The following is a 22,585-nucleotide window of genomic DNA, read 5'->3' as shown; positions in this document are numbered from 1 at the left end:
GGACCACGCATCAAAAACCGGCAATCCCGCGGTTTGCCCATCTCTTCGGGCGTAACGGCACCGCGGTGCCTTGACACCCCCGGCCCCGAAGGCTTCAGCTTGGCGGGCGCGAATGTTTCCGCGCCACCCACCACTGCCGGAGAGACCTGACATGCTGACCGAGACCGACAAACGCTTCCTGCGCATCGCATATGAGGAGGCGTTGGCCGGTTTCAATGAAGGCGGCTGCCCCATCGGCTCCGTCCTCGCCCGCGGCGACACCCTTGTCTCCCAGGGTCGTAACCAGCGCGTTCAAGGCGGCGACCCCATCGCCCACGGAGAAATGGATGCCCTGCGCAAGGCAGGCCGACAGAAAACCTATCGCGACACCACGCTCTACACCTCGTTGTCCCCCTGCATGATGTGTTCCGGCACCATCATCCAGTTTGGCATTCCCCGCGTCGTCATCGCCGAAAACCAGACTTTCGGCGGCAACGAACGTTTTCTCGAAGGCCGGGGCGTGAAGGTCATCATTGCCGACGATCCCGATTGCATCGCCCTGATGACCCGTTTCATCGAGGAAAAGCCCGAACTCTGGGCCGAGGATATCGCCGAGGACTGATCTTCGCCCCCGTCAGACGATGGCGTCCAGCCGCTCGCGCGTCTTGGGCATCTGGCGCAACGAATTGGCCAGCCGCTCCCGCCACGCAGGCCCCTGCGCAAGCGCGCTTTCATAGGCTTCCGCCAGATCCGCCGGACGCTCCTCGCCCAGCACTTCGATCAGCATTGCCGCCTGCGCCCGATCCTTGCGCGCCTTCAGCCGCTCCAGCCCATCCTTGCGCCGGTCGGCAACGATCAACTTGTGAATCGCGAACCGCTCAGGCCTCGGAATCTGCACCAGCGTACCGGCGCGATAGAGCAGCGGCGTCCGCACCGGCTCGGCGATCAGGTAGTTCAGATGATGCAGGCTCTGCGCACTGACACCAAGGGCCGGAAGATCGCGAATGCCCTCGTCCTCCTCGAAGGACGGCGTCAGGAACTCCACCAGCGTCGCCCGGTTGGTCTGCCGCCAGCGCCAGACCTTGTTTTTCACCAGTGGTGGCACCGGGTCGAATTTCAGTTGTGAAAACACCTCTGGCAGAGCCTCGGCGACGGTGTCGCCAAGCGCCAGTGAAAGCCGCTCGAAACTGGCGATGTCGATATCATCCGTCACCGCCGACTCTCCGAAACCGATCCGGATGCCAAGCTCTCCCTCGTACAGACGGAACGCCTGGGTGCCTACCAATGTACCGCCCAGTCGGAAAACACCGGCCCGCTCCATCGCCGAGACCACCTGCCCCGTCTGCGCATCCGCCATCAGGTAACCTTCTGCCCGCAGCACCCGCATCAGTCGCGCGCGTTCACGTTCATTGGCCTTCAGCGTTTCCGCCAGTTCCCGATGCCGCTGCAACCGCTCCCGTAGCGCCGCGTTGTCCTCGCCGATATAACGATCAACAACTTCCGTCCCGATCCGGTACTGGTCGTACCAGTATTTTTTCTTCCCAACCGTCTTCAGCTTCGGCGAGCCGCGCAGATCGGAAACCTGCGCATCCTTCAGCAGCCGCAGAAGATCGGACCAGGCAGCCGTGCCAATGTGACTGTGATGTGCGACCATGGCTCTACCCTACAAAAAATTTCACGTAGGGTATAACAGATTACAATGATACCCTACAAACTATTTTTTGTAGGGCACAATCACTTCCACAAAGCGTCGCTGAAGCCCGCTCACGCAGCCTCGGGTAAGCATGTCATTACCTAGAAGGTAAGATTTTTCATTACCTTCTCTCGCAAATTCCGAACCCGGTACTCAGGTAAGCGCGACATTACCTTACAGGTAAGCATTCTGCCTACCTTTCGGCAAAAATTCAGCCGTCGCCGGACGTTTTGCACTACCAAAACCATACCAAAACCATACAAAACCCATACCATGAAAACACGCGCCCCCCTTCTCTGCATCGGTTCCGCCATGTGGGACATCATCGCCCATTCCAGCCGCGACCTCCGCCCCGGTTTCGACGTACCCGGACGGATCGAACGGCGCATGGGCGGCGTCGCCCTCAACATCGCACTGGAGTTCGCACGACAGGGTCAAGCTGTTGAAATCATGAGCTATATCGGCAATGATCCCACCGGCGACGCCTTGGTGGCAGAGATCGCAAATGCCGGAGTCGGCACCGCGTTCCTCACCCGTGGCGACGCCCCGACCGACACCTATCTCGCCGTAGAGGATCCCGACGGAGAGGTCTTCGCCGCCATCGCCGACTGTGCCGCCCTGGAACGAACCGGCGAGGGAGTTTTTGCCCCGCTTCGAAACGGACTTTTTTCTTCTATACCCGACACTTACAGCGGCCACATTATCGCCGACGGCAACCTTCCGGAAGCCACCCTACGGGCCCTGCTCAGCACCCCCGAAACCGCCTCCGCCACCATGGTCTTCGTCCCCGCCAGCCCCGGCAAGGCCAGCCGCCTCGCCCCTGTAATCGAGGCTCACGGCGGACGTCTCTATGTCAATCGAACCGAGGCGGAAATCATTCTCGCTCAAGGGTTTAGCTCGGCGATCGACGCTGCAGAAGCGCTCACCGAGGCCGGAGCCGACACCGCCATCGTAACCGACGGCCCCCGCACCGCGGCCGTCTCGACCAATGGCCAACCCACGATCAGCCAGACACCGCCGCCAACCGAAGCGCACACCACCACCGGCGCCGGCGACATCTTCCTCGCCGCCCACCTCTCGGCTGAACTGAACGGCGCCAGCCCTAATGCTGCTCTCGCCGCCGCTATCGTCGCTTCCTGCAATCATATCAGTAGTTTGAAAGATTGATTTTATGTTAGAATTTTCCGCCGAAGTCGCCACGGCTCGCGCCGAAGGCCGCCCGATCGTCGCCCTGGAAAGCACGATAATCACCCACGGCATGCCATATCCGCAGAACCTGGAAATGGCCCGCGAAGTCGAAGACGTCATCCGAGCCGAAGGCGCAACCCCGGCCACCATCGCCATCATCGCCGGTAAAATCCATATCGGTCTTTCTTCGGAAGAGCTTGAATTCCTTGCCAAAACCGACGGTGCCGCCAAACTGTCGCGCGCCGATCTCGCACCTGCACTCGTCTCTGGAATTACCGGCGCCACCACCGTCGCCGCCACGATGATCGCCGCCAATCTCGCCCGCATCCCCGTCTTCGCCACCGGCGGCATTGGCGGCGTTCACAGAGGGGCCGAGCAAACCTTTGATATCTCTGCAGATTTAACCGAGCTTGCTGAAACCCCGGTTACCGTTGTCGCCGCCGGAGCCAAGGCCATTCTCGACATCCCCAAGACACTGGAAGTTCTTGAAACGAAAGGCGTTCCCGTCATTACCTACGGTCAGAACGACTTTCCCGCCTTCTGGTCCCGCGAAAGCGGCCATCCCAGCCCACTGCGCCTCGACACCCCGGCAGACATCGCCGCCGCCCATCAAATGCGCCGCACTCTCGGCCTGCCCGGCGGCCAGCTCATCGCCAACCCTGTGCCGCAACAGCATGAAATCACACGCGAAATCATGGAGCCAGTTATCACTCAGGCTCTGGATGAAGCCACAGCCCAAGGCATCACCGCCAAGGATGTCACACCATTCCTTCTGTCCCGCATCTTCGATCTGACCAACGGCGCGTCACTCGCCACCAATATTGCCCTCGTAAAGAACAACGCCCGCCTCGCCGCCCGGATAGCCGGCGCTCCCGCGTTCCGAAACATTGCGCCCGGGCAAAGCTTTACCTAAATACAACCGGGCATCAGAAAGGCGCGTCCATGGCCACCAAGCCGAAACCGAGAGCGAAGAAGATCCGCAGGAAACCCACGTTTCTTCAGCGGTTTCGTACTGATTTTCTGACCGGTCTCGTCATCGTTGCTCCGGTAATGCTGACGATCTGGGTCGTGATGACAGTCGTCAACTTCGTGGACGCCCGCGTCCTGCCGCTCGTGCCGGATTTCTACAATCCCGCCACATACTTCGGGCGCAACCTGTTCGGCTTCGGCGTCGTCGTCTTTGTACTATTCACCGCCTTCGTCGGTGCCCTGACCAAAGGCCTGTTCGGCCGCCAGATCATCCGCTGGGGCGAGAGCCTGTTTGATCGCACTCCGATCATCCGCTCGATCTACAACGGCGTCAAACAGATCGTCGAAACCATTCTCAACCAGTCCAACCAGTCTTTCCAGAAAGCCTGCCTCGTCGAATATCCGCGCAAGGGCATCTGGGCCGTGGCCTTCGTCTCCACCGACACTTTCGGCGAAGTACCTGTAAAGGCTGGAGAAACGGAAATGGTCAGCGTCTTTCTGCCGACCACGCCAAATCCGACTTCCGGTTTCCTGCTTTTCGTTCCGAAGCGCGATGTCCTCCCGCTGGACATGTCTGTTGAGGATGCGGCCAAGCTGGTCATTTCCGCCGGTCTCGTTCTACCGCCCGAAGGCGGGCAGGCAATTCAATCGGCGAAGACTGTAAAACCGATCAAGAACGCCTCTTGAACTGATGCTCAACGCCGCGTCCACGGGCTTCGCGACCGGTTTCGTCCTCATCCTCGCGATCGGCGCCCAGAACGCGTTCGTACTGCGGCAAGGCCTGCGCCGGGCGCACGTGTTCTGGGTGTGTCTCACCTGCGCTACATCCGATGCAATTCTGATCGCCGCAGGCGTCTCCGGCTTCGGGGCGATCGCAGATTCCACGCCATGGCTGCCGGACTTGATGCGCTGGCTGGGCGTCGCCTTTCTCACCGGCTACGGCGTCAGCCGGCTCAACGCCGCCCGCGCGCCACAGGCGGCGCTGGCGCTCTCAGGCGAAGCCGAACCGCTGAGGAAGGCCTTGCTCACCTGCCTTGCCTTCACATGGCTCAACCCTCACGTATATTTGGATACACTGGCCCTGATTGGCGCCGTCTCCGTTCCCTTTGAAGGTTCCGCGAAGCTTGCATTCGGCGGAGGCGCAATCAGCGCCTCCTTCGTGTTCTTCTTCGGCTTGGGTTACGGTGCGCGTCTCCTCGCACCACTCCTGCAAAGCCCGCGTGCGTGGCAGATACTAGACGCAGGCATCGGCCTGCTGATGCTTGTTCTGGCGCTCAGCCTCGCGCTCCACTGATCACTCCTCAATCCACCAGACTTCGGGCAGGAACCCGATCCAGTCTCCATAGATTGGCAATGCCTCGGGATGCTTCATTTCCGCCGTGTGCGCCACCAGCGACACATCGGAAAACCAGAACGGCACCACATACCGCCCGGCCATCAGGATGCGATCCAGCGCCTTGACCGCCGCGACGAACTCCTTCTGGCTTTCGGCCGTGAGCATTGTATCTATCATCGCTTCGGCCGCGACACTGTCCATGCCCATGTAATTGCGTGTACCGGGCGTGTTCACTCCGTCACGGCCCCAATACAGGTACTGCTCATTGCCGGGTGAGAGCGAAAGTCCCCAGACATTGACCATCATATCGTAGTCATAGTCGGACTTGCGGGTGTTGTGTTGCGCACTGTCGACAAGTTCCTGACGCATGGTGATGCCCAGCCTAGCCAGCATTTCCGCATACATATTGGCAATCGCCTCATTGCGATCCGATCTCAAAAGCACCGTGAATTCGAAAGCCTGACCGGACCCGTTCCGCAGGACGCCAGCGTCGTCGACCCTCCAGCCGGCCTCTTGCAACAGCCGACGCGCTTCCCGCAAGCCGCTCCGGTTGCGTCCGGCAATATCAGCGACAGGCAGGCTGTAGCCCTCCATGGTTCCGGGAACCAGGGTATCGGCAAACGGCTCGAGAAGTGACTTCACCGCTCCTTCAGCCGCGTCATGGCTCATCGCCAGATCGGAGTTGGCGTAATAACTCGTCCGCCTCGGATAAACACTGTCGTTCATCGTCTGATTGATGAATTCGAAGTTGAAGGCCTGGATCAGCGCCTCACGCACCCGCCAATCAGAAAAGATCTCGCGCCGGGTATTGAAGACAAAACCTTCCATGCCAGCTGGCCGCCGGTGCGGGATCTCCTCCTTCACCACGTCACCATTCAGCGCCGCCGGAAAACTGTAATCGGTCTTCCACTTTGCCGGGTTGCCCTCTCGGAAGTAAGAGAGCTCGCCGGCCTTGAAGGCTTCGAAAACGACGTTTGCATCTGTGAAGTATTCGTATCGGATGGTGTCAATGTTGTTTAGGCCTTGATTATAAGGCACTGAACTGCCCCAATAATCTGGATTGCGAACGAACTCGACATACCGGTTCGGCTCGAATTCGCCAACGATGTAGGGTCCGGAACCGGTAATCCGGTCGAGGGAGCTTTCTGCAAAGTCGCGTCCGTCCCAGTCCGCCTTGCGCAGGATCGGTCGCAGGCCGAGTATTAGCGGCAACTCGTTGTCCACGGTGTTGAAGTCGAAACGGATCCCCCGCTCACCTACCCGCTCGTACCGATCGATCTTCTCCCAACTCGACCGGTAGCGTGGATGCCCCTTCTCGGCCAAGGTCTCGAACGACCAGATCACATCTTCGATCGTCACGGGCGAACCGTCAGAAAATTTGGCCTCCGGCCGGAGGTGGAATTCAACCCATTCGCGGTTCGGACCTGTCTCCACCGATTCGGCCAACAGCCCGTAAAGCGTGAATGATTCGTCCCAGCTGCGTCCCAGAAGTGTTTCCACGACATGGCTGCGGATGTTGTACGGAGCCTCGCCTTTCAGGATGTAGGGGTTCATGGAATCGAAACCGCCAACCTCTCCCACAACCATCCTGCCGCCTTTCGGTGCCTTCGGGTTCGCATACGGAAGGGAGACGAATCCGGGCGGCAATTCGGGCGTTCCGTACATGGAAATGCCATGTTTTGGCTGCGCCGCCGCGATTCCGACGCTGCACACACCGATTATCACGGCCGACAATCCTGCCTGTCCTGCTGCTCTGAACATTGTTTTTCCCCTGTCTGTTTTGCACAGTTGAGGCCAAGCATACGGTGCTGTTTCAATGAGATAAATTTTTATCTTGGAGTGCGGCGTTAGATTTCGTATAACTAAGGCACTGCTCGATAGGTTTCTTGCCTGTATGAAACCTGCCTCAATAACTTAACGCCCTCCTCGTGAGGGCGTTTTTTTTGACGGTGGGTGATGCCTCTCACGCCCCCAACCACTCCCCCCTTTGCTTATTCGCAACCGCAACATATGTTTGCAGCAGCGCAACATCACGCAATCATAGGGGCGTTCTCATGGATCTTGCAGGCAAAACTGCCGTCATCACCGGCTCCAACTCTGGTATCGGCCTCGGAATTGCCGAGGAGTTGGCAAAATTGAAGATCAATGTGGTGATCAACTCGTTCACAGACACCGACGAAGATCACGAGCTTGCCAAGAAGATCTCTGACGAAACCGGTGCCCAAGCCAAGTATATCAAGGCCGACATGTCGAAGGGCGATGAGTGCCGCGCCCTGGTAGAAAAGGCAGTCGAAGCGTTCGGCAAGGTCGATATCCTGGTCAACAACGCTGGCATTCAACACGTGGAAGCAATCGGCACCTTTCCGCCCGAAAAGTGGGATGCAATTATCGCCATCAACCTCTCCAGCTCGTTTCACACCGCTGCGGCAGCCGTGCCGCTGATGCGAGAGAACGGCTGGGGCCGGGTCGTCAACATCGCCTCCGCCCACGGCCTGACGGCATCTCCCTTCAAATCCGCGTATGTAGCAGCCAAGCACGGCGTCGTCGGCCTTTCGAAGGTGATAGCGCTGGAGACGGCCGAGGATCCCATCACGTGCAACGCCATTTGCCCCGGCTACGTACTGACGCCGCTGGTCGAAGCGCAGATTCCCGATACGATGAAGGAGTACGGAATGGATCGAGAGACGGTGATCCGCGAGGTGTTGCTGGCGCGGCAGCCGTCCAAGGAGTTCGCCACCACCGAGCAGTTGGGCGGCACCGTGGCTTTCCTCTGCTCCGACGCCGCTGCCCAGATAACCGGCACCACGATCTCCGTCGATGGCGGATGGACAGCATTGTGACCATCAAGCTGAACCTCGCACTTCAGGGCGGAGGCGCACACGGCGCCTTCACCTGGGGCGTACTCGACCGTTTGCTTGAGGAAGACGACATCGAGATCGAGGGAATTACTGCCACGTCCGCCGGTGCGATGAATGCCGCCGCGATAAAATCCGGTTGGGTTCAGGGGGGCAACGAAGGCGCAAGAGCCGCGCTTGACGCATTCTGGCAGTCACTGTCTTCTCTCGGCTCTCTGGATGTGCTCCACTGGTTCGAGGCCTTCACCCCGTCACCAGCATTTTTTGCCCGCACTGTGGAGCGCAGCCCGGCATTTCTCGCCGCGGATGCCATGACGCGGATGTTCTCACCCTACGAATTGAACCCGCTCAACATCCACCCGCTGCGGCCGCTGGTGGAGGAGTTCTTCGATTTCGATGACGTCTGCTCCGAACACGGGCCGAAACTGTTCATTTCCGCCACCAACGTGCGCAGCGGAAAGATCAAGGTCTTCTCCGGCAAGGATATCGGCGTCGACCCACTTCTCGCCTCCGCATGCCTGCCGACGCTCTATCAGGCTGTGGAAATTCCCGACGAGAAAACCGGTGAGATCGAAGCCTACTGGGATGGCGGCTACCTTGGTAATCCCGCCTTGTTTCCCCTGTTCTACGAAACCGAGACGTCGGACATCCTGATCGTACACATCAACCCCATCCACCGGGATGTCGTTCCGCATACGGCTATCGAAATCATGAACCGGATAAACGAGATCAGTTTCAACTCCTCACTGCTGAGGGAGTTGCGGGCGATCGACTTCGTCAAGCGCCTGATCGAGGATGGCGCCGTCAGTCGTAACACCATGAAGGACGTGTTCATCCATTCCGTAATGGACGACGACCTTATGAACCAGCTCAGCGCCACGACCAAGCTGACGCCAAACCGGCAACTGCTGGACATTCTGAAAGTGGCCGGAAGGTCCCGCATGGACGAGTTCATGGCGGAGCTTCGCGCCAATGCAGGCAAACGAAGCTCCGTTGATCTCAGGGCGATGTTTTCCTGATGCCGCCTCAGCCGGCGAGCAGACCGGCTTCGAAATCGGCCAGTGCCCTGCGTGCAGGGGCAAAGCCCGCACCATCCACCGCCAGTTCCGGGAATAGCGCGAAGATCTCGTCACGCACCTGTTCGGACATTGGATCCAGCGTCTTGGCCGAAGGCAGAAAGCTTTCTGTTGCCGCGCCCTCCGCGAAGATGATCTGATGGCGGTCGAAAAGGATGTGGTAATATTCAACCTCGCCACCTTCGCGCACGTAGATATCGTCCCGGCCTGCAAGCTGACGAGCCGTAACCAGCACCTCCTTCTGGTCGAAGATCGCCTGTGCACGCCAGCCAGTCAGCAAGACCCGGTGACAGGGTGATACGATTAGATCACGCGAATTGCCGAGAGCACCGGCGGTGATAACCACTGGGGCAAATGCACCCTGGGCGGCCACTTTTGCAGACCCAATCCAGCGGATCGGCTGCCAGCCATCGTCCATCGTTCGCACCAGATCACCGGCACGAAGATCCTCCACGGCGATCTCTCCACGCCGGGTTTGTATTCTGGTACCTGCTGCGAAGCAGGCGATTTCCGTTGTGATATCGGTATAGGCGATCGCATCGACATCGTCGTTGTTCGGCAGGCTGTCATAGGCCGCTATAGTCACCTCCGTTCCCGCAGGTGGCAGCGGGCCGTTGGCAATGATTCCAGATGTTTGGTTACCATCGGAAGGCCCGTACTCGAAATGGCCGATCAAGACTGACTGGGTAGCCCCGAACTGATCGGTCCATTCCAGCGTCCATGTCGCTTCCAGGTTAATCCCGGTGTTGTCGATAAAGGTGCCGTCGGAGAGGGTGATGTCCGCATCCTCGTCACGCCCGTTGTTGCCACTCACATGATCGAAGTCTTCCAGGTAGGCATCATCGTTGCCTGCGGTAACGACTGTACCGACGTCGTCGTAAATATCCTCTGGAATGGTAACCGTTCCACCGGTGGTGGCCCCAAGGCCCATATCAAAGACAGGGTGCCTTTCAAAGAACGTGAATGTCGGCATCGAACTACATCTCCGTATATATAAGGATCACTACCCATATCGTTAACAGGCGTTAACTTTTGCTGACGAACGGGTCAAGCACGTGATCCTTGACTGGTTAATTTCATGAGAAAGAAAGCGGTTTCTCGCTCATCTGCGGATTCCTCAAAGATACGCATGCTCACCTCAAAAAGTTTCAGAAACCTTGGTTCACATCCTTGCAATTGGTCTCGGTTCGACGTTCACAACGGCAGTCGAAACTGTGAAGGGAGCCCAGCCATGGCCGGCAGACATGCAATCTGGCAGCAATCCCCTGCCCCTATTCCACCCGCCAGTTTCAACCTCGCGCGGCATGCCCTCTGCCCATCCACGGCAGGCAGTGACAGCGACATCCTGCTTGAGATTGTCACAAGCGCAGCCGAAGCGCCGGAGGCTTTCACGCGGGCCGATCTTCAGAACGCCGTAATGGCCACAATGACGGGTCTGGCGGCGCGTGGATTGCGCCCGGGCGACCGATGCTTCGTCTGTCTCGGCAACAGTCTCGACTTTCCGATTGCCTTCTTCGCCGCCAGCGGCATGGGTGCTTTGCCCGTCCCGGTCTCACCGATGGCAACGCTCAGGGAACTGCAGGTGATGCATGAAACGCTGTCGCCGAGACTGACAATTGCCGAAAATGACAGGGAACTGCCATCATCGGCCACACGTCTGCCGCTTGCCGAGTTTCGGCAAATGCGCGGCGAACGGCCCTCCGAGTTCGCGGAGACTTGCGCCAACGATCCCGCCTACATTGTCTTTACGTCCGGAACAGGCGGCAGGCCCAAAGCCGTCGTCCACGCACACCGTGCGGCCTTTGCCCGGCGGATGATGTGGCAGGACTGGTATGGGCTTCGGGCAGGTGACCGGATGTTGCATGCCGGCGCGTTTAACTGGACCTATACACTCGGTGCGGGACTCATGGACCCTTGGGCGATCGGCGCTACAGCTCTGATCTATACCGGCAGACAATACCCCGGCGTCTGGGCTGACCTTGCCGAGCGGTTCTCGCCAACACTGTTCGCCGCCGCACCGGGTGTCTATCGCCAGATCCTGAAGCCGGATGTTTTCAGGCCGGAAGCATTCCGCACCCTGCGGCATGGCCTTGCAGCCGGCGAGGCGATGCCCAACTCCATACGGGTGATCTGGGAGACCGAGACAGGACTGCCGCTGCTGGAAGCGCTCGGCATGTCCGAGGTGTCGACCTATATCTCCCAAAGCCCGGAGCAACCAGAACTCTACCGACCTCAAACTGGCCGGTCTGTTGCGATTCTGGAGGATGACACAGCGCGACCAACAGCATGGGACATGCCCGGCCGGCTCGCCGTCTCCAAGGAAGACCCGGGCTTGATGCTCGGCTACTGGCAGGATGGCAAACCTTCTCTGCCCTCGCAAAATGGTTGGTTCATAACCGGTGACAGGGCCGCGATGCGGGAGGACGGGCACATCACCTATCTGGGCCGCGGTGACGCGCTGCTCACAACCGGAGGCTACCGTATTGCGCCCGCTGAGGTGGAAGCCGTGCTCACCTCCCATCCGGCCGTGGCGGAAGCCTGCGTTCTGTCCCTGCCCGTGCGCGCGGATGTTTCCGTGCTCGCCGCCTTCCTTGTGCCCCACTTCACAATAGCGGATGAAGACCTGTCTCGCCATTGCGCCCAGATGCTCGCACGGTACAAACAACCGAGAAAATTCGTCTTCCTTGATGCCCTGCCGCGAACCGCGCGGGGAAAGGTCGACCGGCATGCCCTGATGGAGGCGCATGGATGGAAGGAGCCCGCATGACCGTACTCGACATCATTTTCGATCCGATTTGCCCTTGGTGCTACATCGGCAAATCCAAGCTGGAAAAGGCACTGGCGGAGCGGCCCGACTTCGCTTTCGACATCCACTGGCGGCCGTTTCAGTTGAACCCCGATATGCCAGCCGAAGGCATGGACAGGCGCGCCTATCTGGAGGCCAAGTTCGGCGGCAAGGAAGGCGCGGTGAAGGTCTATTCGCAGATCGCACAGGCAGCTGAGGCCGCGGGCCTGGAAATCGACTTCGAGAAAATGAAACGCACCCCCAACACCATCGACGCCCATCGGTTAATCAAATGGGCGAAGGTTGAGGACAGGCAAGGCGCTGTCGTAAGTCAGTTGTTCGACCGCTATTTCCGGCAAGGTCAGGATATATCCGATCACGAGGTGCTTGTCGCCGTGGCCAAGACGGCCGGAATGGAAAGCGAAGTGGTTGCCCGCCTCCTGACTGGTGACGCCGATGTTGCGGAAACCCGTGCCGAAGACGAACAGGCCCGCAGGATGGGGGTGACGGGTGTGCCTACATTCATTGTCGGTGGGCGCTATGCCGTACCCGGCGCGCAGGACAAGGATGTCTGGCTGAGGGTAATCGATGAATTGATGGCAGCCTCAGAACAGTTGGCCACTGCATCCACCGACAAGCTGCACTGAAAGACGGCGCGGCATCGCTGCCACACACGTGGCGGCAGGGTTTTCGCCTCTGGACCCTCGACAACCACCCGCTTAGAACACAGGGAGAACGACAGACCGGGGGCTGGCATGCGTATCCTTGTGACCAACGACGACGGCATTAACGCCCCGGGCCTTGCCGTGGCCGAGGCAATCGCCGCGGCAATTGCCGGGCCGGATGGCGAAGTCTGGGTTGTCGCTCCCGCATTCGAACAATCCGGCGTCAGTCATGCCATTTCTTTCGTCCGCCCGATGCGGATTGAACGGTTCGGCACCCACCGTTTCGCGGTTGAGGGCAGTCCGGCGGATTGCGTTCTGGCCGGACTGGGAGATGTCATGGCCGATTGCCCGCCGGACCTTGTCCTCTCCGGTGTCAACAAGGGTCACAATGTTGCCGAAGATACCCTCTACTCGGGGACGGTCGGCGCGGCCATGGAAGCCGCCATGCATGGTCACAAGGCTATCGCCATGTCTCAGTATTTCGGCCCGGACAATCGCGGTGCGCCCGACGAATTTCTAGCCGCACGCAATCTTGCGACGGGCATCATCGGCAACCTGCTTGCCAAGGCAGCCTGGGCAGACAACCGCTACGGCGTCTTCTACAACATAAACTTTCCTCCTGTCGGCGACATGGCCGATGTGAAGGGCTGCAAGGCTACGTTTCAGGGCCACAGGCCGGAACCGAGTTTCGGCGTCATACCGCAGGAAGCCCCGAACATGCGTCGCTATCTCTGGCTTGGCCACGGCAAGGGCAACGCCCAGACGGAGCCCGGCAGCGACAGCCGCGAATGCCTGAACGGCTATGCTACCGTTACACCGCTTCGCGCCGATTTGACGGCCCGCGATGCCCTGCCAGCGCTGGAGGCGGCGCTCGGTGACTGAAGCACAGGTCATGGAACTGGTCATGACCCTGCGCATGGCTGGCGTGCGCGACAAGGACGTTCTGCAAGCGATCGAGAAAACGCCACGTGGTGCCTTCCTCTCCGGCATTTTCAAGGATCGTGCCTACGAAAACGTGCCTCTTCCGATTTCCTGCGGTCAAACGATCAGTCAACCGACCGTGGTTGGCCTGATGACACAGGCACTGGAACTGGATAAACGTTGCAAGGTGCTGGAAATCGGCACCGGCTCCGGCTACCAGGCCGCCATCCTGTCGCGACTGTCCCGGCGGGTCTACACAACTGAACGGCACCGACCGCTGGCCAGAACCGCCCGCGCCGTGATGCAGGAACTGGATTTGACCAATGTGACCGTGATCGCCGCCGACGGAACTCTGGGCCTGCCCGATCAGGCCCCCTTCGACCGCATCCTCGTCACCGCCGCCGCCGAAGATCCACCGGCGGGCCTTTTGGCGCAGCTTCGCCCCGGTGGCATTATGGTCCTGCCCGTCGGGCAATCGGACACTGTGCAAACCCTTCTCAAGGTGGTAAAACTTGAAGACGGGTATGACTACCAGACCTTGGGGGACGTGCGCTTTGTACCTCTACTGGAAGGAATGGCAGAGGATACGCCGGAATAACGGCACCCGCAAAGGGGCCTGGCAAGGACGATACGGGCGGTAGAGATGACAGGTATCAGAAATTCACGTTTGGCCACCACATCGCTGCTGGTGGCATCTTTGGCTCTGGCCGGTTGTGACAGCATGCCAAACCTTGGCGCAGTCGGAAACTTCTTCGGCCAGGACAACAGCGGCGGTGCGGACAATGCCCTGCCGAGACCCGCACCGGACAGCCGCGGCGTAATCACCTATGCCAACTACCAGGTCATCGTTGCACGCGAGGGCGACACCATTCCGGCCATGGCGGCCCGCGTCGGTCTTAGCCCCGAAGAAATCGCCACCCACAATGGACTGCCGGTCACCTACTCCCCCCGAAGCGGAGAGGTGCTTGCATTGCCGCGCGATGTCGGCGGAACGCCGGCGACGGTGCAGCCGTGGAGCCCGGATCTCGTCAATTCGGCTATCGACACCTCGGATCTTTCAACAACGACCCTGCCGCCTGCCGGTGGGTCTGCCAGCGGCGGGACTGCAACGAATAACCCGTTCAGCAATGGACAGACCGGAACGGTGATCGACCCGATCCGTCACCGCGTCCGCGCAGGCGAAACGGCGTTCTCTATCGCTCGTCTCTACAATGTCTCCGTAACCTCGCTTGCCTCCTGGAACGGTCTGGGGCCGGAAATGGCACTCCGCGAAAACCAGGAATTGCTGATACCGGTAACGGATACGCGCCGCGTGCCGGCCCAACAGCCGGCTTCCCAGCAACAAGCCGCGATCACGCCGGAGCCGGAGCCTGTCGTCAATGACCCGGGAACTCCGTCCGTCGTTCCAGCACCACCCTCCGCGCAAACACCGTTGCCCGCGGATCAGGACATTGATGCAGTTGCTGCTCCCGAGTCGCCCAACCTCGGCTCAACGCGCACCCCTCCCGGTGCAGACCGCAAGTTTCTGGCTCCCATTGCCGGCGCTGGCATACTTCGGGGCTATTCGCCGCAAGGCGCGGACAAGAACGAAGGCATCGATTTCGCGGCGGCTGCCGGTACCAACGTCGTTGCTGCGGAAGACGGCGAAGTCGCGCTGGTTTCCAAATCGCTCGGCGGTCTCGGCACAATTCTGCTGGTCCGGCACGCCAATGACCTGTTGACGGTCTATGGCCGCGTGACAGATGTGTCGCTGTCCAAGGGCGACAAGGTTTCTCGTGGGCAGAAAATCGGCGTTGTTGCAGACGGCTCGCCGCCGAACCTTCACTTTGAAATTCGCCGCGGCACCGAAAGCGTCGACCCCACGCCTTACCTCTGACGCGCCTGATACCAGCGTTGGAGGCGCAGCAGACCTTCCTGCATTCGCTCCGTCGAGCCAGCATAAGAAAACCTCAGCGTTCGTGCTCCGCGCGCGGGGTCGAAGTCGAGGCCCGGTGTCACCGCGACATGCGCCTCCCGCAGGATTTCCGCACTAAGGTCATGGCTGTTCGATGCCAGATGCGCGGTATCGGCATAGAGATAAAACGCTCCGTCCGGCGGTGCTAAATCCGTGAACCCCGCCTTGCCAAGTCCCTCCAGAAGCAGGGCTCTATTAGCTGCATAAGTCTCGACGTTCCGGGCCAGTTCCTCATGCGCCCCAAGTGCCGCCAGTGCCGCGACCTGGCTGGCATGGGGCGCACAGATGAAGAGGTTCGCCGCCAGCCGTTCCACCCTGCGAATATGAGCTTCCGGGACAACCATCCAGCCGATTCGCCATCCCGTCATCGAGAAGTACTTGGAAAACGAGTTGATGACATACACTTCATCACTCACCTCCAACGCGCTGACAGCACGCGGGCCGTACTGGATACCATGATAGATTTCGTCGGAAATGAAGGCGATTCCCTTTGCCTCTGCCGCCCGGATCAACGCTGTCAGCGCAGATTTATCGAGCATTGTGCCGGTCGGATTGGCCGGACTGGCCACCAACAGGCCCGCCGCATCCTCCGGCAAGGTTTCCGGCACGGGTTGGAAGCGATGCTCCGCCGTGGTTTCAATTGCCTGCGGAACAAGGCTCAGGGCCTTGAGAATGTTACGGTAACTGGGATAGCCGGGATCGCCGATGGCAACCTTCTCACCAGCATCGAACAGAGACAGGAAGGCCAACTGGAAGGCGGCCGAAGATCCGGCAGTCACCACCACCCGCTCGGGGTCTATATCCAGCCCGTACCAGCGCTGGTAGAGCCCGGCAATCCCACGCCTCAACTCCGGCATTCCGAGTGAGACGGTGTAGCCCAGTGGGCCGGATTCCATAGCTCTCGCCAAGGCGGCCAACGCAGGTGCAGGCGCAGGTGTCGAAGGCTGTCCTACCTCCATATGAACAATGTCGGCGCCCGCCACTTCGGCCTGCCGCGCCGCCTCCATCACGTCCATCACGATGAACGGAGCCACGTCACCGCGCCTTGAAACCCGCATCTTCTTCGCCCTATTCTTCGCCAAATCCGATGGGGAGGGGTCTCATTTTGGCGGCTGTCATGCAAGGGGTTCGACACGGACTGCGAATGGCTGTTGCGTGGATCGCCTGTATCGGTCTTCTCATGCCAGGCGCTGCCTTCGCGCAGGGTCTTATCCGGGATGCGGAGATCGAGCGCACACTCGGAATGATTGCCGATCCGATTTTCCGTGCTGCCGGTCTGTCCCCCTCGCAGGTGGACATATACATCATCGACAACCCGCGAATGAACGCGTTTGTCGCCGGGGGCAACAATATCTTTATTCACACCGGCATGCTGCGGAGGCTCAAGACGGTGGACCAGTTGCGCGCCGTTATCGCGCATGAAACCGGCCATATCACCGGTGGTCATATCGCTCGCCGCAACGAGAAACTGCGTCAGACACGAGGGGTCGCGGGCATTGGCGCACTGCTGGCAGTGGCGGCCGCCGCAGCTGGCGGCGGGCGCGGCGCACTGGCCGTCGGTGGCCTGACGCAGGAGGCGGCTCTGCGCGATTTCCTGAGCCACAACCGGGCCGAGGAATCAAGTGCTGATCAGGCGAGCTTGCGCTACATGATCGCCGCCGGGGCAGATGCCGATGCCATTATCGAAGTGATGAAGATGTTCAGCGGCCAGGAGATCCTGTCGCAGTCGCGTGCAGACCCCTATGTCCGAACACACCCACTCTGGCGTGATCGTATGCGCTATCTCGAAGACCGGGTGGCCAATGCCCCTGCCCCGCGCACGGAAGATCCTGCAATTTCTTACTGGCATGCCCGCATGGTGGCCAAGTTCAACGGCTTTATCGGAACGCCGGATAGAACTCTGAGCCAGTACAAGGATGACAAGACAGAGATCGGCGCCCTCGCCCGCGCAGTCGCCTATCATCAGCGCCCGGATATACGGAGGGCAATGGCAACAGTCGATTCGCTGATCAAGGCCCGCCCGAAAGATCCATATTACTGGGAACTGAAAGGCCAATTTCTGCTGGAGAACGGCAAGGCCGGCGAGGCTGTCCGTGCTTACAGGCAGTCAGCGGCGCTGGCTCCGAATGAAGCACAGATCCTGTCCGGCCTGGGACGCGCCCTCGTCGCTGTCGATCAGGACGGCGCAACGCGGGAGGCGCTGCCGGTCCTCGAAAGGGCCCGAAGCATGGACGATCGCAATCCTCAGACTTTCCGAGATCTCGCCATCGTGTATGCCCGCACCGGCCAGAACGGCAAGGCATCGCTCGCCACCGCCGAAAGGTTTGCATTGCAGGGCAAGCTGCAGGATGCGAGTGTACATGCCAGACGGGCGGCGGCCCAACTCCCCGAAGGTTCAGCGGGCTGGCGCCAGGCTCAGGACATACTTCATGTTGCCGGTCGCGACAGATAGGAGACAATGCCCATGAAAACCGTGATGTTCGCTCTCGCGTTCTCGGCGCTGGCCGTCACGGGAGCGTTGGCCCAGACGGATATGACAGAGGCGGAGCGGGATTCGCTGCATTCGGAAATCCGAGCCTATCTCCTCGAAAATCCGGAGGTTTTGCGCGAAGCGATGGCCGTGCTAGAGGAAAGAGAGGCCGATGAGCAGGTCGCCGAAGACCAGCGGATCGTCGAGGAAAACATTGATGCCCTTTATGCCGATGGCTTTTCCTATACGCTGGGCGATGCCGACAGCCCCCTGACGATCGTCGAATTCATCGACTATCAGTGCGGCTATTGCAAGCGCGCCCATCCGGATGTTCAGGCATTGCTGGAGAGCAATCCCGATATCCGCTACATCATCAAGGAACTTCCGATACTCGGCCCGGAATCTCTCGTCGCCGCGCGATCCACCATGGCCGTTCTCGAAAATCAGGGGCCTGAAACCTATGCGACCTTTTCCGACGCACTGATGCGCCACCAAGGCAAGCTGACCACGGCCGTGATCGCCTCGATCGCCGAAGAAAGTGGCGTGAACATCGACGAAATGATAGCTCTGGCAGACAGTGACCTCATCACCGAACGGCTCAATGCAACACGCGTCCTCGCCAAGGCCGTCAAGCTGAGCGGGACACCGACATTTGTCATCGGGGATGTCATATTGCGCGGTTACCTGCCGAAAGAGGACATGGCCGAACTGATCGAAGACGTGCGCGAAGGCACTTGAAACGGTGATCTTCTTCGCTTTTCACGCGGCAAACGATTGCGTATAACCCAAACAGGATATCTGCCGCTGTTCCCTGAGGATAGCGCGGACCCAAAAACAACAACATCGGGGTTCTGATGAGCAATAAGGAATTTTCATCTGACGTGGCGTTCATCGAAGCGCTCGCAGAGATGCTGCGCAAGAACGATCTGACGGAGATCGAAGTCCGGCGCGAGTATGCCGAAGACAAGGTTCTGGATGTGCGGGTCGCCCGTACAGTTCAGGCAGCCCCGGCACCTGCCGCCCCGACAACGACGATCCCGGTTGCAGCTTCACCTGCTCCCAGGCCCGCAGAAGGTGCCTCCGCTCCGCAGGATACCGGAGGCGATCCGGCGCAGGATCCCGGTGCAGTCACGTCACCCATGGTGGGCACGGCCTACCTTCAGCCAGAGCCGGGCAAGCCCTCCTTCGTCGCCGTCGGTGATGCAGTCAAGGAAGGCCAGACATTGATGATCATCGAAGCCATGAAAACGATGAATCAGATCCCCGCACCACGCGATGGCACGGTCAAGCGCATACTGGTGGAAGACGGCGCACCGGTCGAATTCGGCGCCCCCCTCTTCATCCTCGGCTAAGACAGGAAAGCGGCATGTTTTCGAAGATCCTGATTGCCAACAGGGGTGAAATTGCGCTCCGCGTAATCCGCGCCTGTCGTGAAATGGGCATTCAGACGGTTGCGGTGCACTCCACCGCCGATGTCGATGCGATGCACGTGCGCCTTGCAGATGAAAGCGTTTGCATAGGTCCGCCGGCCAGCGGGCAGAGCTACCTGAACATTCCCAACATCATATCCGCCTGCGAGGTGACGGGGGCCGAGGCTATTCACCCCGGTTACGGCTTTCTCTCCGAGAACCCGGTGTTCGTTCAGGCCCTCGAAGATCACGGGATTGGCTTCATCGGACCGACATCCGAGCATATCTCGATCATGGGCGACAAAATCACCGCCAAGGATACGATGAGAAAATTGGGGGTGCCCTGTGTTCCCGGTTCGGATGGCGGTGTTCCCAATATCGAGAAAGCGCGCGAAATCGCACAGGAAATGGGCTTTCCCGTCATCGTCAAGGCAACCGCCGGCGGGGGCGGACGCGGAATGAAACTGGCGCGCACTGCCGCCGACCTCGATTCGGCTTTCTCCGGAGCCCGCACCGAGGCGAAGGCCGCGTTCGGCAATGACGAGGTCTATATCGAGAAATACCTTGAAAAGCCGCGCCACATTGAAGTGCAGGTGTTCGGCGACGGCAAGGGCCGTGCCGTGCATCTTGGTGAACGTGACTGCTCACTCCAGCGTCGCCACCAGAAGGTTCTGGAAGAGGCCCCCTCCCCCGTGATCGACGCAGAAACACGCGCGCGCATCGGCAAGACCTGCGCAGATGCCGTTGCGGCTATCAACTATATAGGCGCCGGCACCATAGAGTTCCTGTATGAAGACGGTGAGTTCTATTTCATCGAGATGAATACCCGACTGCAAGTTGAACATCCGGTGACCGAAGCTGTCTTCAATGTCGATCTGGTGCAGGAGCAGATTCGCGTAGCTTCGGGCGAAGAGATGACATTTCGGCAGGAAGATCTGGTTCCACGCGGCCACGCCATCGAGGTACGCATCAACGCCGAGAAGCTTCCGGAATTCCGGCCCAGCCCGGGCAAGATCACGGCCTTCCACGCACCGGGCGGCCTCGGCGTACGCATGGACAGCGCCATTTATCAGGGCTACCGGATACCTCCCTATTACGACAGTCTGATCGCCAAATTGATCGTCCATGGCGTCGATCGCGACGTCGCCTTGGCGCGCCTGGATCGGGCACTGTCCGAGCTCATCGTAGATGGCGTGGATACGACATCACCGCTGTTCGGGGCACTTCTTCAAGAACCGGATATCCGCAACGGAAATTATACCATTCATTGGCTGGAACGCTGGCTGGAAGGGTAAGGCTACTGATCACCGGGTTGGCATATGCGTGACGAGGCTCCGCAGGAAATAACTGCCGACCTGCTCCTGCATGCCTATGCTTCCGGTGTTTTCCCGATGGCCGAAAGCGCCGACAGTGACGAAATCTTCTGGATTGATCCGAAAACGCGCGGCTTGCTTCCGCTCGATTCTCTTCATGTCTCACGCTCATTACGAAAGAGGATCCGCAAAGGCGGTTATTCTGTTCGCTGGGATAGCGCATTCGCCGAGGTCGTCCGCCACTGTTCGGAACGTAACGAGACCTGGATAAACCCAGAAATTGCCGCACTCTATCAGGAACTTTACCGTCGTGGTCACGCCCACTCAGTCGAACTCTTCGTCGGAGAGTTACTGGTGGGAGGACTGTACGGCGTTTCCATGGGCGGGGCCTTCTTTGGCGAGAGCATGTTCTCTCTCGCTACTGATGCTTCCAAGATCGCTCTTGTCTACCTGGTCGCTCGGCTCCGCTTCGGCGGTTATTCACTGCTGGACACACAGTTCACCACGGACCACCTGATCTCGCTCGGCGCACTGGAGATCTCCCGCGCAGACTACCATCGCCAGCTGAGGAGCGCGCTGCAACTCCCCGCGCGCTACTGGGCACTGGAACAGACGGATGACCCTCAGGCCGTGCTGCAGCTCAGCACCCAGATGTCATAACGCGGATGGTCGAGGGCCGAGAGGGCCGGGCTTTCGGACAGCATCCAGCCGTCAAAGCGAGCATCCTCTTCTCGCCGGTCTCGAATCCGCAGGTAGGCGTAGGCCAGGTCGCCGATGTTCCCCTCGGGATAGCGGCACGCCTCCAGCGTGACTTCCAGCCGTTTGAAAATTAGCGTTTCTCCGACGGAAATCATGAAATCATCGACAGTATTGTTGAGTGTATCGAGCCCACGCAACCGCGCACGTGGAGCATCGACCAGCCGCAGCTCCTGAAAATCGTCGGGTGGACTGATGATGCCCTCCTCCGCGATCACACCGTCGTCACCGTTCGGCGTACCATCCGTGTTGAACCCGGTGGAAAGGCCGTCTTCCTGTGCCGACGCGGCCACGGCCAGCGCACAGAGGATCAGGGCAAATATGCCGCGCATGGTTCTACTCCGACGCGCTTTCGCCGACGAATTTCATCATCAGCGCCAACAGGCTCACCGAACTTTGCGTGTAGAGAATCTCGTCTCCGTCCGCGAACATGAACTCCGAGGCGCCGGGAGCGATTTCCACGAAACTGCCGCCCAGCAAACCTTCTGACGCAATTTTTACATCGCTGTCGTCGGGGATCTTGTAGGTTTCATCTATGTTGAAAACCGTCTCGGCCTGATAGGTTTCCGTGTTGAGCCCCAGCGATTTGACGGTTCCGACTTTCACTCCGGCCATACGGACATCCGTGCCGACGGAAATGCCCTCCGCCGAATTGAAATTCGCCAGCAACTCATAATTGCCCGACGTTCCTCTGCCAATACCTGCCGTCTGGCTGGCATAGGCCACGAATCCGACGGCCGTCACCAGCACGACCGCTCCGATCAGGGTTTCTGTTGCACTATTCGCCATGTCGTTACTCCGGGCTCCATGCCTCATAATCCGCGCGCACATTGGTCGCCGGTGAAAGAATACTGCCTGGCGGATGATAGGCCGCAACCGTACCTGTCAAATTTTCCTTATGCGGCTTTTCCCACTTCTTGCGCGCGAGAGGCACTTCAGTGGGTGGAGATTGATACGTGTGGTGCAGCCAACCATGCCACTCCGGTGAAACCCGGCTTGCCTCGATTTCACCATTGTAGATCACCCAGCGTCGCGCCCCGTCGGTGGAGCGATAGAAAATGTTGCCCTGCTCGTCCTCGCCGACCTTTTCACCGTTGCGTGCTGTCCAGATACGAGTGCCGAGCGTCTGCCCGCTCCACCAGGTAAATATCTGCGAAAACAGGCTCATTATGCCCTCCATCAAGCTTGCCTACTTGTCGCGTAACTGTCTGGCAAG

Annotated in this window: 24 protein-coding genes; 17 read left to right on the top strand and 7 right to left on the bottom strand. The window is 59.7% G+C overall.

Annotated features, from left to right (window positions below; all coding sequences use genetic code 11):
• Positions 1 to 151: 151 nt before the first annotated feature.
• Entirely contained in the window at positions 152 to 601 is a 450-nt protein-coding gene (locus GO499_RS05620; protein ID WP_161861275.1) for a nucleoside deaminase, read from the top strand.
• 12 nt (positions 602 to 613) lie between these two features.
• On the opposite strand, the gene GO499_RS05615 is transcribed toward GO499_RS05620, so the two are convergent.
• The gene (locus GO499_RS05615) at positions 614 to 1,633 is read right to left on the bottom strand and encodes a nucleotidyltransferase family protein (RefSeq protein ID WP_161861274.1); all 1,020 of its coding nucleotides are present in this window, start codon (positions 1,631 to 1,633) and stop codon (positions 614 to 616) included.
• A 312-nt stretch (positions 1,634 to 1,945) separates the two neighbouring features.
• On the opposite strand from GO499_RS05615, the gene GO499_RS05610 reads away from it, so the two are divergent.
• The 4 genes from GO499_RS05610 to GO499_RS05595 are packed head-to-tail and all read left to right on the top strand — an operon-like array spanning position 1,946 to position 5,123.
• Positions 1,946 to 2,839, top strand: coding sequence for a PfkB family carbohydrate kinase (locus tag GO499_RS05610; protein WP_161861273.1), 894 nt, complete (start codon positions 1,946 to 1,948; stop codon positions 2,837 to 2,839).
• A gap of 4 nt (positions 2,840 to 2,843) precedes the next feature.
• Positions 2,844 to 3,773: a pseudouridine-5'-phosphate glycosidase gene (locus tag GO499_RS05605; RefSeq protein WP_161861272.1), complete on the top strand. Its 930-nt coding sequence runs from the start codon at positions 2,844 to 2,846 to the stop codon at positions 3,771 to 3,773.
• Positions 3,774 to 3,802: 29 nt separating this feature from the next.
• Positions 3,803 to 4,516 carry a DUF502 domain-containing protein gene (locus GO499_RS05600; protein WP_161861271.1) on the top strand — a complete coding sequence of 238 codons (714 nt, stop codon included), beginning with the start codon at positions 3,803 to 3,805 and terminating at the stop codon, positions 4,514 to 4,516.
• 4 nt (positions 4,517 to 4,520) lie between these two features.
• Positions 4,521 to 5,123 carry a LysE/ArgO family amino acid transporter gene (locus GO499_RS05595; RefSeq protein WP_161861270.1) on the top strand — a complete coding sequence of 201 codons (603 nt, stop codon included), beginning with the start codon at positions 4,521 to 4,523 and terminating at the stop codon, positions 5,121 to 5,123.
• Here the strand turns inward: GO499_RS05595 and GO499_RS05590 are convergent, their stop codons facing one another.
• Complete coding sequence (locus GO499_RS05590) at positions 5,124 to 6,926, bottom strand: extracellular solute-binding protein (protein ID WP_284154903.1); 1,803 nt, start codon at positions 6,924 to 6,926, stop codon at positions 5,124 to 5,126.
• Between the two features lie 293 nt (positions 6,927 to 7,219).
• Here GO499_RS05590 and GO499_RS05585 point away from each other — a divergent pair, with 293 nt between their 5' ends.
• Positions 7,220 to 8,005, top strand: coding sequence for a 3-hydroxybutyrate dehydrogenase (locus GO499_RS05585; RefSeq protein ID WP_161861269.1), 786 nt, complete (start codon positions 7,220 to 7,222; stop codon positions 8,003 to 8,005).
• On the top strand, positions 8,002 to 9,039 hold the full coding sequence (locus GO499_RS05580; protein WP_161861268.1) for a patatin-like phospholipase family protein: 1,038 nt from the start codon (positions 8,002 to 8,004) through the stop codon (positions 9,037 to 9,039). Before GO499_RS05585 ends, GO499_RS05580 begins: the two co-directional genes overlap by 4 nt.
• A 7-nt stretch (positions 9,040 to 9,046) precedes the next feature.
• On the opposite strand, the gene GO499_RS05575 is transcribed toward GO499_RS05580, so the two are convergent.
• A complete protein-coding gene (locus GO499_RS05575) occupies positions 9,047 to 10,069 on the bottom strand; it encodes a Hint domain-containing protein (RefSeq protein WP_161861267.1) in 1,023 nt (340 codons plus the stop codon).
• Positions 10,070 to 10,327: 258 nt separating this feature from the next.
• Here GO499_RS05575 and GO499_RS05570 point away from each other — a divergent pair, with 258 nt between their 5' ends.
• The 5 genes from GO499_RS05570 (at position 10,328) to GO499_RS05550 (ending at position 15,343) form a co-directional block, all read left to right on the top strand.
• The gene (locus GO499_RS05570; RefSeq protein ID WP_161861266.1) at positions 10,328 to 11,863 is read left to right on the top strand and encodes a class I adenylate-forming enzyme family protein; all 1,536 of its coding nucleotides are present in this window, start codon (positions 10,328 to 10,330) and stop codon (positions 11,861 to 11,863) included.
• Positions 11,860 to 12,528, top strand: a complete 669-nt coding sequence (locus tag GO499_RS05565) for a DsbA family oxidoreductase (RefSeq protein ID WP_161861265.1) — start codon at positions 11,860 to 11,862, stop codon at positions 12,526 to 12,528. Before GO499_RS05570 ends, GO499_RS05565 begins: the two co-directional genes overlap by 4 nt.
• A gap of 108 nt (positions 12,529 to 12,636) precedes the next feature.
• Positions 12,637 to 13,428 carry a 5'/3'-nucleotidase SurE gene (gene surE, locus GO499_RS05560; protein ID WP_161861264.1) on the top strand — a complete coding sequence of 264 codons (792 nt, stop codon included), beginning with the start codon at positions 12,637 to 12,639 and terminating at the stop codon, positions 13,426 to 13,428.
• 10 nt (positions 13,429 to 13,438) lie between these two features.
• Complete coding sequence (locus GO499_RS05555; RefSeq protein ID WP_284154976.1) at positions 13,439 to 14,065, top strand: protein-L-isoaspartate(D-aspartate) O-methyltransferase; 627 nt, start codon at positions 13,439 to 13,441, stop codon at positions 14,063 to 14,065.
• 45 nt (positions 14,066 to 14,110) lie between these two features.
• Entirely contained in the window at positions 14,111 to 15,343 is a 1,233-nt protein-coding gene (locus tag GO499_RS05550; RefSeq protein WP_161861262.1) for a M23 family metallopeptidase, read from the top strand.
• On the opposite strand, the gene GO499_RS05545 is transcribed toward GO499_RS05550, so the two are convergent.
• Positions 15,334 to 16,479 (bottom strand): pyridoxal phosphate-dependent aminotransferase, encoded by a 1,146-nt coding sequence (locus GO499_RS05545; RefSeq protein WP_161861261.1) that lies wholly within the window; start codon positions 16,477 to 16,479, stop codon positions 15,334 to 15,336. The two genes, GO499_RS05550 and GO499_RS05545, sit on opposite strands and share 10 nt — an antisense overlap.
• Before the next feature lie 86 nt (positions 16,480 to 16,565).
• Here GO499_RS05545 and GO499_RS05540 point away from each other — a divergent pair, with 86 nt between their 5' ends.
• The 5 genes from GO499_RS05540 (at position 16,566) to aat (ending at position 21,273) form a co-directional block, all read left to right on the top strand.
• A complete protein-coding gene (locus GO499_RS05540; RefSeq protein ID WP_161861260.1) occupies positions 16,566 to 17,873 on the top strand; it encodes a M48 family metalloprotease in 1,308 nt (435 codons plus the stop codon).
• A gap of 12 nt (positions 17,874 to 17,885) precedes the next feature.
• Positions 17,886 to 18,629 carry a DsbA family protein gene (locus GO499_RS05535; RefSeq protein ID WP_161861259.1) on the top strand — a complete coding sequence of 248 codons (744 nt, stop codon included), beginning with the start codon at positions 17,886 to 17,888 and terminating at the stop codon, positions 18,627 to 18,629.
• A 116-nt stretch (positions 18,630 to 18,745) separates the two neighbouring features.
• Positions 18,746 to 19,243, top strand: a complete 498-nt coding sequence (accB, locus tag GO499_RS05530; protein WP_161861258.1) for an acetyl-CoA carboxylase biotin carboxyl carrier protein — start codon at positions 18,746 to 18,748, stop codon at positions 19,241 to 19,243.
• A gap of 14 nt (positions 19,244 to 19,257) precedes the next feature.
• Complete coding sequence (accC, locus tag GO499_RS05525) at positions 19,258 to 20,595, top strand: acetyl-CoA carboxylase biotin carboxylase subunit (protein WP_161861257.1); 1,338 nt, start codon at positions 19,258 to 19,260, stop codon at positions 20,593 to 20,595.
• Between the two features lie 24 nt (positions 20,596 to 20,619).
• Positions 20,620 to 21,273 (top strand): leucyl/phenylalanyl-tRNA--protein transferase, encoded by a 654-nt coding sequence (gene aat / locus GO499_RS05520; protein ID WP_161861256.1) that lies wholly within the window; start codon positions 20,620 to 20,622, stop codon positions 21,271 to 21,273.
• Here the strand turns inward: aat and GO499_RS05515 are convergent.
• From GO499_RS05515 to GO499_RS05505, 3 genes are read right to left on the bottom strand one after another with little or no spacing between them, the layout of a single operon-like run.
• Positions 21,237 to 21,701 carry a DUF2155 domain-containing protein gene (locus GO499_RS05515; RefSeq protein WP_161861255.1) on the bottom strand — a complete coding sequence of 155 codons (465 nt, stop codon included), beginning with the start codon at positions 21,699 to 21,701 and terminating at the stop codon, positions 21,237 to 21,239. The genes aat and GO499_RS05515 overlap by 37 nt on opposite strands.
• A 4-nt stretch (positions 21,702 to 21,705) precedes the next feature.
• The gene (gene mlaD, locus GO499_RS05510; RefSeq protein ID WP_161861254.1) at positions 21,706 to 22,158 is read right to left on the bottom strand and encodes an outer membrane lipid asymmetry maintenance protein MlaD; all 453 of its coding nucleotides are present in this window, start codon (positions 22,156 to 22,158) and stop codon (positions 21,706 to 21,708) included.
• A 4-nt stretch (positions 22,159 to 22,162) separates the two neighbouring features.
• Positions 22,163 to 22,537 (bottom strand): NADH:ubiquinone oxidoreductase subunit NDUFA12, encoded by a 375-nt coding sequence (locus GO499_RS05505; protein ID WP_161861253.1) that lies wholly within the window; start codon positions 22,535 to 22,537, stop codon positions 22,163 to 22,165.
• Positions 22,538 to 22,585 lie beyond the last annotated feature (48 nt).

It is taken from the genome of Algicella marina (assembly GCF_009931615.1).
Taxonomy (GTDB): domain Bacteria; phylum Pseudomonadota; class Alphaproteobacteria; order Rhodobacterales; family Rhodobacteraceae; genus Algicella; species Algicella marina.
Note: the sequence above shows the minus strand (reverse complement) of the source record. Positions and strands in the feature narration are given on the sequence as shown.